The sequence below is a fragment of the Candidatus Zixiibacteriota bacterium genome (assembly GCA_035380245.1).
Lineage (GTDB): Bacteria > Zixibacteria > MSB-5A5 > GN15 > FEB-12 > DAOSXA01.
Genome location: DAOSXA010000002.1, coordinates 599,446 through 613,187, shown reverse-complemented (window position 1 = coordinate 613,187; position 13,742 = coordinate 599,446). Strand labels below are relative to the sequence as shown.

Genomic DNA, 13,742 nt, shown 5'->3' with positions numbered 1-13,742 from the left:
TGTCATGGCCGCGACCATCAACAAGGATTCATCGAAAGTCATAAGTCAGCGCCTGCTGATTCTGCTTATTTTACTCGTGGCGGTTGTGCTGGCTGCGATGGCTTTCCTGTCCATCCGTGAGAGCCGCGAGGATTCACTCCAGCTTCTCCGCATGCAGGGGGCGGCTTTCACCGAGGCACTGGCTCAGGCTTCCGATGCGGCGATTGCCTCCGAGGCGCGAATAGACCAACTCACTCAACTTCGTTACAGTGAAATCCTGCGCCCTCTGGTCTCCGAAGAAACGTTTCGCCCGACCGATCGCATCCTTACACGAATGGCCCTGCAGCATGATCTGCTCGGTGTTTTCGGATTCGACTCCACCGGTCAAATCATGGCCGAAGGAGTGGTGCGCGGGCTGTTCTCGGGGCCACCCGAATTCGTTATAACAGAGGCTCGCAATCTTCTTGCTAATCCCGAAGAGCAGTTTGCCTTATTACTCGATGAAGATACCCCCGATGGTCGTCCAAGACATTACTACCTTGAGATTGCCGCCGACCTTCAGCATGTATTCGGTCTGGCTGCCGATGCCGACTCTTACGTTGATATGATGGAGGAGGGACAAATTGGTTACCTGGCTCAGAATATGGCGCGCGAGGCAGGCGTCGAGTATATCATTTATCAATCGACCGAAGGGATTATCTTCGCCTCGCGACGTCCCGGGAACCTTCTTTCCATCGAGTCCGATCCTTTTCTTACGGCTGCTCTGGATGCCGACAGTATCCAGCACCGTATCTACGAGTTCCAGGGGCACGAGGTTCTCGAATCGGTAAGACCTTTCGCTTCGGCGCAATACCCGTTTGGTCTTCTGCGAGTCGGCTGGTCTCTTGAAGGCTATCGCAATGTCTCACGTGGTTTCGACCGGCTGATGATCTCGTTGGCGGTGGTGTTGTTCGGGCTTTCTTTGACAGCTATGCTATTACTCAACAGCCGTCGTCGACGTCGTGAGATATCCCGGCAATACTCCGAAATTAAAACTATTTCATATCGCCTGTTCGATCAAATGAACACCGGAGTCGCGGCCGTGGATCGGCAGGGTATGGTTATTCTTAGCAATCAGGCCTTCAACGGTATCATGGGACAAACGGATACCGTCGGTCACCGCTGGGATGATATTTTCTCGGATCACCGTCTTCAATACCAACATCTGACCGAGACGCCGGGGCCGTTGCATGAGAATGAATTGATTCTTACCGATAACCAGGGACAGGAACGAACTCTGTTAGTGGCCGTGTCGAATCTGATTTCAGAAACCAGCGATCATGTCGCCCTGGTAGCTACCGTCAATGATGTCACCGAGATGAAACGATTCGAGCGCGATGCCGCCCGGCGGGAACGGCTCTCAGAGATGGGAAACCTGGCGGCCGGGGTGGCGCACGAAATACGCAATCCGTTGAATACTATCTCTATCGCAGCCCAGCGCCTTAAAGCGGAGTTCCAACCTACCGAAGCCGGTGATGAATTCCGAACCATCACCGACCAGATCCGCTCGGAAACGCGTCGACTGAACGATATCATCACTCGTTTTCTGGCTCTGGCTCGGGAAGATCGCAAACGCAGTAAACCGCTAGCGTTGAAGCCCTTTCTTACTGAGATAATCAGCTTCCTGTCGAGTGAGGCCGCGCGGCTATCCATTGATATCACTTTGGTGTGTGACGATGAGGTGGAGGTAGCTGCCGATCCTGACGCCATGCGACAGATTATGATCAACCTGTTCAACAACACCAAGGAAGCTCTGGCCGGAGAGCCTGGCAAAGTTGAGATAGAAGTAGCAACGAATGCGAAGCATGTTGAAATCATTTTCCATGATTCCGGTCCTGGAATTCCTCCCGAACTGCGCGATAAAGTCCTGACGCCGTATTTTACCACCAAAGACGCCGGCACCGGACTCGGTCTTCCTACCGTTCACAAACTCGTACAACAACTCGGGGGAGAGCTGTCGATCAAATCCAGCCACCTGGGCGGAGTGTCCGTTATTATCCGTCTTCCCTCGGTATCACCTGCAATCTAGTAGCATATTACCGGCAACGGTCCCTGGTCGAACATGTAGTTAACCAGATAGACTAAATCGGCCACGGTTATCTGACCTAGAAAGTCGCCATCGATGTTGGCCTCCTTCATGCAGATCGGTTCGGGTCCGGAATTGAACATGTAATCGACCAGATAAACCAGGTCGGCGATTGTAATCAACTGATTCGGATCGTTGTCAACATTGCCTCGGTAATCAACACAACAACTGGTATAACCGATGTGACCGGCGGCCAGAAGCGGTGTATACTGGATCAGGTCGCTTGTGAACAGAGGCATGTGACCGGCATATCCGTCAAGGGCAATGACTGTCGTATCGCCGATGTTCGGTGAACCGGTGACGTGAAAGAACAGATTCAAAATCGGTCCGGTTCCCGGCTCGAGATCAGGCGTTGATCCTGAAGGAGAGGCTGTTAACGTGAATGTGGCCAGGCTGTATGACTCTGCGGAATGTGTTTGCTCCACGTAGTCGAAATAGTTTGTTCTACAGCCGACGGTGTTAAACGAATCCAGAACGAGAGCGACACTGCCGCTGTATTCGACGGGGACAGTCATTGAACTGAGAGGTATCGTGTTTACCGCGACAATTCTGATTATCGCTTCCTGACCTGATTCCACGGTGACCGAGTCAGACTGCAGTGAATCGGAGAGTGCCGCCACCAGATTAGTTGCGACTGTCGTTATCGTATCTACGCCGTCAATGTTAAGCACACTTACATCGTACCAGCCGCGTTCTTCATAGAGGTGCGACACCGCGGAAGAAAAGGCACTGTCACCGTCGCCGAACAGCCATAACCAATTATCTCCGGAACTCCGTGATTCCGACTTAAAACTAACCTCAAGTGGGACCCAACCGAGCGTTGGCTCGGCGAATACCGCCAGGCGTTCAAACGGTTCAGCTCCGGGACCGCCATAAGCGCCGATATCGTTGATCGTTGTACCGCGTGATGGCCACCAGGCGCTGTCGGGCGTTGAGGGATCAGCCTGATCGACATAGCTTCCATTCGGATTGCCGGCATCGATACACGGAGAATTTTCGGAATGATAGAAATACTCACCGAAGAGCTGTGGATCGTCGGAAATGTTGCCCGTTCCGGCATAACCTCCCTGTACGGCGCAGTATGACGCGGTCACGGTGGCTCCCGTTATTCTGATCTGCGCCGCTGCGGGAGCGGTGTTTCCCCAGATGATGTTGTTGTTCAGGACCATGTTGGCCGCCCAGCAATAAACACCTCCACCCGCGATAGCCGACGTATTATAAACGATGGTGTTATTTTCTATGAAGCTTGTGGTCCCCTGGTATTTCCAAATGCCCGAGCCGGCGTAATCCTCACCACCACTGTTATGAGCGATGACGCAGTTCATGACCGTTCCCGAAGCGAAATTGAATACGATGCCGGCGCCATAACGGCCACGGTTGTACATGATAATGTTGTTCGTGATCAATGGGTTCCCGTCACCAACACGAATTGCGCCACCGCCGGCGCTGTTCAGTCCGCTGGTTACGAGTACGGCTTCATTATCGATGATATTGTTGAAGCGGATAATCGGCGATGTCCCCGCGCACAAAATGCCGCCGCCTTCGCGGTAATCACCGAAGCCGTGCTCGTCGGCCCAAATCGTTCCGGTGCCCCCGGTGATGGTGAAGCCATGGAGAATAGTAAAGGAATTTTCACTGTTGACGATTCGCACCACACTAGCCGTATCCGGATTGACAGGTTGGGAGCCGTCGATGATCGTGTTGAAGATATGTCTGGGATCACTGTCGATCAGGTGATGACTAGCCAACACGATCCATTTGCCGCCGAACGTGATATTTTCGTAGTAGCGTCCATCAGCCACGAGAACCGTGTCCAGATATTGAGCAGCGTCAATCCCGGCCTGAATTGTTGGCTGATCGTCGGGCACGTCAATGATCGTAGCCTGAGCCGGCCGGGGCTGGAAAACCACCGCTATAAGCAGCAGCAGGGCGATTCCTATTCTCGGGTATAGTCCACCCTTAGCAGTTTGATACAGCATCAATGCTTCCTTTCGCGACGAAAGAAATTCGTCTTATCAATTGGGGATGTGATGTTCTGTTTCTGAGGATTGGTCGCGAACCGGATCGATAACCTTACATGGAATCTCGACCGGGGCTTACAACTTGCCGTTGATGCGGGAATGAACTACTGGTCGGAAGACTGTCGCAATCTCGCCTTGATGCGCTCTGCGGTCGCTTGATTGAAGGAGTCAGGCAGGCCGATCGAGTCAGCGTGACCACGCTGCTTCACCGCTTCATCCACGAACTTGATTTGCTTACGATATCGCGTGCACCATGGACAGGTATATAGATGCAGCCTCATAATGAAACGCTGCTTCAGGCTTGGACGCTGGTCGAGTGCTCTGGAGAGTCCTTTGGTAATTTCCTCGCATGGAGGCAGAAATGAGGCTACCCATCCTCTCAACTTCCATTGGAATTTGTGTAGATCGATTGCCACGAATTGTCAGTCCTTTCTACCGATCCAATTCCGCTCCAGGCACTGGCGCAATTGTGTCCGGGCCCGATGAAGCATTACCCAAAGGTTAGTCGGTGTTACAGACAAAAGCTTACATACTTCGTCAGAAGATATCTCTTCCATTTGATATAGCACAAAGGCTGCTGCCGTCCTTGCCGACAGCAACGCAATACATTCATCCAGAACCCGATAGAACTCCTCACTTTCGAGGAATCGTTCCGGGCTATCGCCCCAATCGGCCGGTGACCGGTCCGGATTCCAATGTCCCTTCCAACGACCGGACTCGCGAAACGCACCAGCTCCGGGCGATGTTTCCCCTTCAGGTTCCGGATTATCACGGTAGATGCGCCGCAAATGGTCGATTATCTTATGCCGCAGAATGCCGGTCAGCCAGGTGCGCTCGGATGATTCCCCGGCAAAGTTCTTGCGCCCCTTCAGAGCGGCGAGGAATGTTTCCTGTACCACGTCCTCGGCTGCTGATCGGTTGTGTAATCGCGAATAAGCGTAGTTATACAGGTAGCTGCCGTAGTGGTCAACCCACTTGGAGGGATCGCTAAGGAAATCGGAGTCGTTCTCGGACGCGGTCATAATATCCATTCTTTAGTCGGGATGTTGAACCCGATCCAAATGCAAGATCGGCGCCGTCCCCGAACGGGTCAACATCAATCGATATCAGCAGAGCTACCAGCATAAAAAAAGAGCGGTCCCGGCGGGACCGCTCATGCGCAAAGCCTGGAGATCAGACTTATTTCTTCTTCGTGTTGGTGCGGCAGTGTTTCCACAGCCATTTGGTGCTGACCGACTTCGGGCGCGTGATCGGCGTACCGAGAGCACGATTGAGAACCAACTGAGCCAGCATACCCATCGAACGAGAAACCGAGAACAGGACGGTGTAATACTCGAACTCTCTGAGGCCGTAGTAGTACAGCAATGCGCCGGAACCGGCATCGACGTTCGGCCACGGGTTTTTGGCCTTGCCGTGAGCTTTGAGAACCTTCGGGACAACCTTGAAAACGCGGTCGACCGTCTGGAAGATAGGATCATTCGGCAGATACTTCTTGCCGAACTTATTGAATGCCGTGAAACGCGGGTCAGTGACGCGGAGAACGGCATGGCCGTAACCCGGCACCACTTTGCCCGAGTTCAGAGTTTCCCAAGCGTAGTCTTCAATCTGCTTCGTCGTAGGAACGCCGCCGAACTTGTCCATGGTCTCAAGGACCCATTTCAGGCATTCCTGATTGGCCAAACCGTGCAGAGGGCCGGCCAGTCCGTTCAAACCGGCGGAGACTGAGTAGAAAGCATCCGAGAGAGCCGATCCGACCGTGTGACAGGTGTTGGCCGAGACGTTACCGCCTTCATGATCGCAATGCAAGGTCAGATAGAGCCGCATCATGTTGGCAACTTCGCCCTTCTTCGGGGGCAAACCCAGCATGCGGGCAAAATCAGCCGCCCAGTCGAGTTTCGATGACGGCTTGATCAGAGCGCCTTTGTTGTACTTGATGCGGTAGACGCCCGCTGCGATGGTGTGGATCGTTCCCATAACACGCATGGCATCCTCGAGGGTCGGCTCCCAGTACTCGAGCTTGGTCATGCCTTCCGTGTAACGCTTGCGGAAAGCAGACTCGTTCTCCATGGCCAGGATAGCGGTATCGAGCATCGCCATCGGGTGAGAGCTTTTCGGCATCGCCCGAAGAACCTTCCATACGTAATCCGGGACTTTGCCGTACTTCTTCAATTCTTTCTGGAACAGAGCCAGCTCACCCTTGGTGGGCAGTTTGCCGGTGATCAGCATCCAGAAAATTTCCTCGGGCAGTCTTTGAGTCAATTTGCCGAGATGTACTTCGCGAATGATAAGACCTTTGTCCGGTTCGACCACGGACGTATCGCAGACCATTCCTTTGATTCCGCGCATACCGCCGATCGCCTGTGCTACTGTTGCCTCAGAAATACGGATATCGCCGTACTGCTTCATGAGATTGGCGCGATCCTTGCGTAGCTTCGGGATCATGTCGGCCAAGGTCTCCTTCAAAGTCTTCACTTTGGCCATGTGCAGCTCCTTTGTACTTGACGTTGGTTCGTATTGGTAAGCGTCATTGTTTTCAACATGGTCAAGGCAAATGTGAAACGTTTCACATTGGGGTTGGAATAATAAAACAAACTTTGTTTAATGTCAAGAGATTGCAGGACAAGCGATCGGGAAAATTACAAAGTTGCGAAAATTTTACCGGGATTAATTTGGAGGGTAGGGTCGAACAGGTCTTTCAGGCTTCGCATCGCACCTAGTGTGACGGCATCAAATTCCCACGGCAGATACACTCCCTTGTGTGATCCAATACCGTGTTCGCCTGATAAGGTGCCCCCTAGTTCGATTGTTTTCCGATACAAACGTTCTCGCGCGGCGGCGATCAGTGCGATCTCTTCATTACTGCCGGTCATGGAGAGGAAGCTGACATGGAGATTGCCGTCGCCGGCGTGGCCGAAAGCGTTGATACGTAACGGACCGGCTGCGTTTTCCGCTGCTACGAAGCCGATCAGGGTCATAAATTGTGAAACCGGGACGGCGACATCCTCATTGTATCGGAAAATCGCTACATCGCGGATGGCTTTCGATAGATTCCGGCGGACACGCCATAATTCTTCGATTTTAGCTGGATCATGCTCGATGCGAAGAAAAGAGCAGTGATTGCCGCGACTAATTTCAGTTACCTGCTCCAGTTGTTCACGATCCCGTTCTCCCTGAGTCTCAATCAGCAGGATAGCCGCCACATCGTCGAGCCCTTCCGTTTTCTCGTAGCGGTTGGAACAAGCCGCAGCGTCCCGGTCAAGATACTCCATCACGGTTGGAATTACTCCCGCTCGTGTGATTTGAGCGACGCTTTGGGCGGCATCGGTTTCAGCGTCAAAGGCTATCAGGATACAACTTCCCCGCAACGGAGTGGGGATCAGTCGCAGAGTCATTTCGGTCACGATCGCCAGGGTGCCCTCCGAACCGATCAGCAAATCACCAAGGTTGAATCCTCGATTGTTGTTGTAACAGCCGGTTTTCAACACCGTCCCTTCGACAGTTATCGCTCTCAAACCGAGCACATAGTCGCGCGTCACGCCAAACCGCTTGCAGCGCAGACCACCGGCGTTCTCGGCGACATTACCGCCGAGCGAGCATTCAAGGTAAGAAGCGGGATCGGGGGGATAAGTCAGATCGTAAGGGGCGGCTGCGTCCAAAAGGTCTTTGGTTATCGTGCCCGGTCCGCAAACGGCTCGACATGCTTTCGGATCAATCCGAATCTCGTTCATGCGCTCGACACTCAGCACGATCGAGCCCTCGGCCGGGACGGCACCGCCGCTCAATCCGGTACCGGCGCCACGCGGGACCACCGCCAGGCCACGTTCGCGGGCGAAGAGCATCGTGGCGATTACATCCGCCTCAGAGGCAGCCAGAACCGCCGCTGCCGGATTACCCTGCTCTTCGGTGGCATCCTGGCGATATTTCTCGTAATCGCCGGTCAGGTCAACGATCAACTCGGCCGCAGGGGAGAGAAGCGGACGGAGTTTTTCTATGTCAGAAAATGTGTTCATTGAACACAACTATCGCAACAATTGCAATAAAGTCAACATAGTACCGATGTACGCCGTTGGTCGATCTAATTGGTTATTTGTTATTGGAGCTTTTCGGCGGAGGCGGCGGAGATGACCCGGCGCTGCCTGAGGTGTCGGCCGCTTTGGCTTTATTGTAAGAAGCACTACGGTGATCGGTGATATAGAATCCCGATCCTTTGAAAAGAAATCCCACCCCGCCTGTGATTATCCGTTCCGCTCGGCCGCCACATTTCGGACATTTGTCGATGACCGGATCGGTGATTGATTGAAACTCCTCGAATTCGTACTTGCAATCAAGGCAGTGGTATAGGTAAGTCGGCATGGTAAGCAAGTTCCTTTGTTTTGTCCGAAGTCCCTAACAGCCGGAGGGACAATCCGGTTTCTGAAAAAAACAGGGCTCGGGCCGCCGTTGCCGACGGCCCGATTCTTCTTCACCCTCTTGTTTAGAAGTCTCGCTTGACCGGTCCGGCGTCAACGACGTCCTGGGTGCACCCGGAGGCGTACTTCTTGAAGTTCTCAATGAACAAGGCCGCGAGCTGCTTGTATTTGGCCTTGTAAGCTTCGGGATCTTCCCAGGTAAGGAGAGGATCGAGCACCTTATCAGGGACACCGTCACAATGAACCGGTACATCGAATCCGAACAGCGGGTCCTTACGGTACTGGGCTTCGAGCAGTTTGCCGTCCAGTGCTGCGTTCAACAGCGTTCGCGTATGATGGATGCTCATACGCTTGCCGATACCGTATTGACCGCCGGTCCAGCCGGTATTTACCAGCCAGCAATTGACCCCGTGTTTGGTGATCTTGTGGCGCAACATGTCGGCGTAGTAATACGGATGATGTACCATAAACGGCGCTCCGAAACAGGCACTGAAGGTGATCTCCGGTTCCTTCCCGAGGTCAACTTCCGTCCCGGCTACCTTGGAGGTATAACCGGAGATGAAGTGATACATCGCCTGCTCGGGAGTGAGTTTGGCGATCGGGGGGAGCACCCCGGAGGCATCGCAGGTCAGCATGATGATGTTCTTCGGGTGGCCGCCGCGAGCATCGGTAAGGGCATTGTCGATATATCCCAGTGGATAAGCTGCGCGGGTGTTCTCGGTTAACTTGTCGTCGTCCAGATCCAAAAGGCGTGACACCGGATCGTAAACGACATTCTCCAGTACGGTGCCGAAACGACGGGTACAGGCATAAATCTCCGGTTCAGCCGTGGGGGAGAGGGCGATCACTTTGGCGTAACAACCGCCTTCGAAGTTGAAAATACCCTCGTCGCTCCAGCCGTGTTCGTCGTCGCCGATCAGGAAACGATTCGGGTCGGCCGACAACGTCGTTTTACCGGTGCCGGACAAACCGAAGAATAAGGCGGTGTCACCGTCTTTGCCCTGGTTCGCGGAGCAGTGCATGGAAAGCACGCCCTGCAGCGGCAGGAGGAAGTTAAGCACGGTAAATATGGCCTTCTTGATTTCACCGCCGTAACCGGAGTTGCCGATGATGCACATCTTCTGATCGAAGTTGAGCAGAATGAAGGTATCCGATGCGGTTCCGTCGATTTCGGGGGCTGACTTGAAGGACGGCACCGCGATGACCGTGAACTCCGGTACGAACTTGCGCAATTCCTCGTGCGTCTTGGCCGTCAGCAGCATATTACGCGCGAACAGCGAATGCCAGGCAAGTTCACTGACGATTCTAACCGGCAGACGGTACTGCGGGTCGTGACCGGCATAGCAGTCCTGAACGAAAATGTCCCGGCCCTGCAGGAAGCCGAGCAGGCGCTGATAGACCGAATTGAACTTCTCTTCGGCAAAGGGGCGGTTGTACTGTCCCCACCAGATCTTGTTCTCGGTCGTTGCTTCCCGGACGACGAACTTATCGTTGGCCGATCGGGCGGTTTTCTTGCCGGTGTCGACTACGATCGGACCCATGTATGAAAGGCTTCCCTCACGGCGGAAAATGATCTCTTCGTAGAGCGACTCGCTCGGCAGATTCCAATAGACGTTATGCAAATGGGTCAAGCCGTGATTGGAAAGGCCGTATTCACTCTTGACCTCTTTGGCTTCTTTCTGAGCCGGAGTCTTAACGTCGATGATGTACTGGCTCATATCCAATCCCTCCGGAGCTTACGGTCGCCGATGTAGATTTCGTTCGGCGATTCGGGATCTATTGCCCACTTGATGCGGGCGATACCTTCGGTGATGTCTTTAACCGATCCGCAAACACTCAGACGCAGATGTCCTTCCATGCCGAATTCGACGCCCGGTACCGTCACGACCAGGGCTTTTTCGAGCAGGAAGTTGGACAGTTCGACCGATTTCTTGCTGTAAGCCGAGAAATCCGGCAGGCAGTAGAACGTTCCTTCCGGCGGCGTGATTTTGATGTCGTTAAAAGCACGCAGTTCCTGGACCATGATATCGCGGTTGTTCTGGAGCATCAGGCGAAGGCTCTCCACGCCGGACTGGATGCCGTTGAGGGCGCCGGCAGCGGCCGCCTGCTGTACGACCGATGGGCAGGAGGTATTCTGTGCGGCGATATTGGTCATAGCTTCCGTCAGCGGTCGGTTGGCTATTGTCCAGCCGATTCGGAATCCGGTCATGGCATACGCCTTGGAAACACCGTTGATAACCACCAGGCGGGAGTTGTCGCCTTCCGCTTTGGCGTAATCGTATGCCGAGACCGCTTTCTTACCGTCGAACACCAGCTTGTGATAGATGTCGTCCATGATCAGGTAGATACCCTTGTTCTCACAGTACTCGACTATCTCACCGATCAGTTCAGGCGGGTAAACCGCACCGGACGGATTGTTCGGGCTGTTGACGATAATGGCCTTGGTATAGCGGCCGACTTTTTCCTTGATGTCTTCCATCGTCGGTACGAAACGACCATCTTCCGGAGTCACGATGACCGGTACGCCGTACATCATCTTGACTATTTCGGGGTAGGAGACCCAGTAAGGAGCGAGGATAATTACTTCATCCTGCGGATTTAGAATGGCCATCATCAGATTGTAGATCGCCTGTTTGGCGCCCGCCGAAGCGATAACGTTCTTGGGACCGACAACCTTGTTGTAGTTTTCCTCGGTGTATCGAATGATAGCCTTGATCAACTGGGGGATACCCTCAGTCGGGGTATAGCGGATCTCGGCAGATGTCAGTTTCGAAGCTGCCCCGAGAATGGCGTCCAGGGGCACTCGGGTTTTCGGCTCGCCGGCCCCGAGATGGATCACTTTCTCGCCCTTCTCCTTCAGGATGCGCGCTTTTTCGGTCTGCGCCAGAGTAGGGGAGGGTTTTATTTCTTTCGCGAGTTGGCTGAGGCTCATCGCGTCACCCTTTCATAAGCATAGCAATAGCGGTTACATCGACGATATCATCCGCCGAGCAACCGCGTGAGAGGTCGTTGGCCGGCAAAGCCAGACCCTGAATTATCGGACCGGTGGCGGTGGCGTTGGCCAGCCGCTGGGTCAGTTTATAAGCGATATTCCCGGCGTCGAGGTCCGGGAAGATCAGAATGTTGGCGTCACCGCCGACGGCGGAACCCGGTGATTTACGCTCGGCGATTTCCGGCACGATTGCTGCATCTACCTGAAGTTCACCGTCCGCCTTCAATTCCGGGTGGCTCTGCTTGAGGATTTCGAGGGCCTTGACCACCTTGTCGACATCCTCGTGTTTAGCTGAGCCTTTGGTCGAAAACGACAGAAACGCGATCTTCGGCTCCATACCCAGCAGATTGACCATGGTCTCGGCAGTCGAAGCCGCGATCGAAGCCAATTGCTCGGATGTTGGATTCGGCACCACTGCGCCGTCGGCATACAGGAAAATCCGATCGATCACGTCGCGATACTTCGGAACGGTCATCATAAAACAGCTCGATACGGTGTTGATCCCCTGTTTCAGACCTAACACCTGGATTGCTGCCCTGAGGACATCGCCGGTAGTGCTGATCGAGCCGGCTACCGAAGCATCCGCCTTGTTGTTGCGCACGAGCATTGCTCCGAAATAGAGCGGGTCGGCCATGGCCGTTTTGGCCTGTTCTTCCGTAATGCCCTTAGCTTTGCGCAGTTCCATGAACTCGTTCACGAAGCCGTTATAGAGCTCGGAATGTGCCGGATTCATAACCTCGACCTTAGCCACGTTCAGGCCGTGTTCCTGAGCCAGCGCCTCCACTTCTTTCTCGTCACCGATGATCGTTACCGCTGCCAGTTCTTCGGAAAGGATCTTCTTGGCGGCCTTAATGACACGCGGATCAAACCCTTCCGGAAGCACCACCCGGCGCTTCTTGGCTCGGGCTCGATCTTTGATTTTACTCAGTGCATTCATATCTGTCACCTGTTTTTCTATGATATTCGTTACGGGAAATATCTATGTAAAATCTCAGCTTTCTCTGAATTGCGGATCGCGCAAATAAGCTTCGATGAATTGATCCAGGTCGCCGTCCATCACCGCGCTGACGTTGCCGGTTTCGACCGAGGTGCGATGATCTTTGACCATATTGTAAGGATGGAAAACGTACGAACGAATCTGTGAGCCCCATTCGATCTTCTTTTTCGTTTCTTCGAATTTGGCCATTTTGGCCAACTCTTCTTCCTTTTTGAGTTGGTAAAGCCGGGCCTTGAGCACCAGGAAAGCGGCATCCTTGTTTTTATGCTGACTCCGTTCGGACTGACAGGTTACCACGATCCCGGTCGGTTCGTGTGTCAGACGGACTGCCGAAGAGGTCTTGTTGACATGCTGACCGCCGGCCCCGGAGGAGCGGTAGGTATCGATGCGCACGTCCTCGTCCTTGATTTCGATCTCGACGTTGTCCGAAACGATCGGGTAGACGTGCACTGAGACGAAAGATGTATGTCGGCGCGAATTGGCATCGAACGGGGAAATGCGGACCAGTCGATGTACCCCCGATTCCGCCTTGAGATAACCGTAGGCGTAATCTCCTTTGATTTCAAGCGTAGCTGACTTCAAACCCGCTTCATCACCCGGCTGATAGTCGATCAGATTCGCCGTGAAACCACGTCGTTCACACCAGCGGTTGTACATACGAAAAAGCATGTTGGCCCAGTCCTGGCTTTCGGTGCCGCCGGCGCCGGGGTGAATCGTTAAAATTGCATCGCGATGATCGTCCGGACCGGACAGCAGCGCCTCGAACTCCAGTTTCTCCAGAGCTTGTTCGACATCGCCGACAGTTGCCTCCAGAGCCTTCATGTCGGCTCCGCTGATATCCGTTCCACTCATGTCGATAAGCTCTTCCGTATCGGAAAGATCTCGGCTCAATTTCTGGTGGGCATCGATCCAGCGTTTGTGGACCGAGATTTCTTTAAGTACCGCCTGGGCGGCTTGATTGTCGTCCCAGAAATCGGACTGTGTGGATTTCTTCTCGAGCGCGTTTACTTTCTCGATACGCTTATCGAGGTCAAAGATACCTCCCGAGCGTATCCAATCGCTCTCTCAGGGGCTGAATTTTGCCTTTCAAATCCGCTACCTGGGCGGCCATTAAAATCCTCCTGAATTTGAAGCTGTCAATATACCAGGTGCCCCCCAAAGAATCAACGGGAAAAGTGATTCTTTTCACAAAAGGAACCACCTTGTACCACCAGGCAAT

At 53.7% G+C, this 13,742-nt stretch carries 11 protein-coding genes; 1 reads left to right on the top strand and 10 read right to left on the bottom strand.

Annotation, left to right across the window (positions count from 1 at the left end):
- Positions 1–4 precede the first annotated feature (4 nt).
- Complete coding sequence (locus tag PLF13_07805; GenBank protein HOP07178.1) at positions 5–2,047, top strand: ATP-binding protein; 2,043 nt, start codon at positions 5–7, stop codon at positions 2,045–2,047.
- Here PLF13_07805 and PLF13_07800 read toward each other — a convergent pair.
- The 10 genes from PLF13_07800 to prfB form a co-directional block, all read right to left on the bottom strand.
- Complete coding sequence (locus PLF13_07800) at positions 2,044–4,083, bottom strand: PKD domain-containing protein (protein ID HOP07177.1); 2,040 nt, start codon at positions 4,081–4,083, stop codon at positions 2,044–2,046. The genes PLF13_07805 and PLF13_07800 overlap by 4 nt on opposite strands.
- A 146-nt stretch (positions 4,084–4,229) precedes the next feature.
- Entirely contained in the window at positions 4,230–4,541 is a 312-nt protein-coding gene (locus PLF13_07795) for a hypothetical protein (GenBank protein HOP07176.1), read from the bottom strand.
- 6 nt (positions 4,542–4,547) lie between these two features.
- Positions 4,548–5,147, bottom strand: coding sequence for a sigma-70 family RNA polymerase sigma factor (locus PLF13_07790; protein ID HOP07175.1), 600 nt, complete (start codon positions 5,145–5,147; stop codon positions 4,548–4,550).
- A gap of 157 nt (positions 5,148–5,304) precedes the next feature.
- A complete protein-coding gene (locus tag PLF13_07785) occupies positions 5,305–6,606 on the bottom strand; it encodes a citrate (Si)-synthase (protein ID HOP07174.1) in 1,302 nt (433 codons plus the stop codon).
- A gap of 155 nt (positions 6,607–6,761) precedes the next feature.
- The gene (locus PLF13_07780) at positions 6,762–8,135 is read right to left on the bottom strand and encodes an FAD-linked oxidase C-terminal domain-containing protein (GenBank protein ID HOP07173.1); all 1,374 of its coding nucleotides are present in this window, start codon (positions 8,133–8,135) and stop codon (positions 6,762–6,764) included.
- Between the two features lie 73 nt (positions 8,136–8,208).
- Positions 8,209–8,478, bottom strand: a complete 270-nt coding sequence (locus tag PLF13_07775; protein HOP07172.1) for a zinc ribbon domain-containing protein — start codon at positions 8,476–8,478, stop codon at positions 8,209–8,211.
- Between the two features lie 121 nt (positions 8,479–8,599).
- Positions 8,600–10,252: a phosphoenolpyruvate carboxykinase (ATP) gene (gene pckA / locus PLF13_07770; GenBank protein HOP07171.1), complete on the bottom strand. Its 1,653-nt coding sequence runs from the start codon at positions 10,250–10,252 to the stop codon at positions 8,600–8,602.
- Complete coding sequence (locus PLF13_07765; protein ID HOP07170.1) at positions 10,249–11,466, bottom strand: pyridoxal phosphate-dependent aminotransferase; 1,218 nt, start codon at positions 11,464–11,466, stop codon at positions 10,249–10,251. Before PLF13_07765 ends, pckA begins: the two co-directional genes overlap by 4 nt.
- Before the next feature lie 4 nt (positions 11,467–11,470).
- Entirely contained in the window at positions 11,471–12,463 is a 993-nt protein-coding gene (gene pta / locus PLF13_07760; GenBank protein ID HOP07169.1) for a phosphate acetyltransferase, read from the bottom strand.
- A 54-nt stretch (positions 12,464–12,517) separates the two neighbouring features.
- Positions 12,518–13,634 (bottom strand): peptide chain release factor 2 gene (gene prfB, locus PLF13_07755; GenBank protein HOP07168.1). Its coding sequence is split into 2 segments (ribosomal slippage): positions 12,518–13,579 and positions 13,581–13,634, totalling 1,116 coding nucleotides; the frame shifts between segments, so codons are not numbered across the junction.
- Positions 13,635–13,742: the final 108 nt, after the last annotated feature.

What these genes read in the sequence shown, in the direction of transcription:
- PLF13_07805 (HOP07178.1), top strand. Translation starts at nt 5, where the DNA reads ATGGCCGCGACCATCAACAAGGATTCATCGAAAGTCATAAGTCAGCGC.
- PLF13_07800 (HOP07177.1), bottom strand. Translation starts at nt 4,083, where the DNA reads ATGCTGTATCAAACTGCTAAGGGTGGACTATACCCGAGAATAGGAATC.
- PLF13_07790 (HOP07175.1), bottom strand. Translation starts at nt 5,147, where the DNA reads ATGACCGCGTCCGAGAACGACTCCGATTTCCTTAGCGATCCCTCCAAG.
- PLF13_07785 (HOP07174.1), bottom strand. Translation starts at nt 6,606, where the DNA reads ATGGCCAAAGTGAAGACTTTGAAGGAGACCTTGGCCGACATGATCCCG.
- PLF13_07780 (HOP07173.1), bottom strand. Translation starts at nt 8,135, where the DNA reads ATGAACACATTTTCTGACATAGAAAAACTCCGTCCGCTTCTCTCCCCT.
- PLF13_07775 (HOP07172.1), bottom strand. Translation starts at nt 8,478, where the DNA reads ATGCCGACTTACCTATACCACTGCCTTGATTGCAAGTACGAATTCGAG.
- pckA (HOP07171.1), bottom strand. Translation starts at nt 10,252, where the DNA reads ATGAGCCAGTACATCATCGACGTTAAGACTCCGGCTCAGAAAGAAGCC.
- PLF13_07765 (HOP07170.1), bottom strand. Translation starts at nt 11,466, where the DNA reads ATGAGCCTCAGCCAACTCGCGAAAGAAATAAAACCCTCCCCTACTCTG.
- pta (HOP07169.1), bottom strand. Translation starts at nt 12,463, where the DNA reads ATGAATGCACTGAGTAAAATCAAAGATCGAGCCCGAGCCAAGAAGCGC.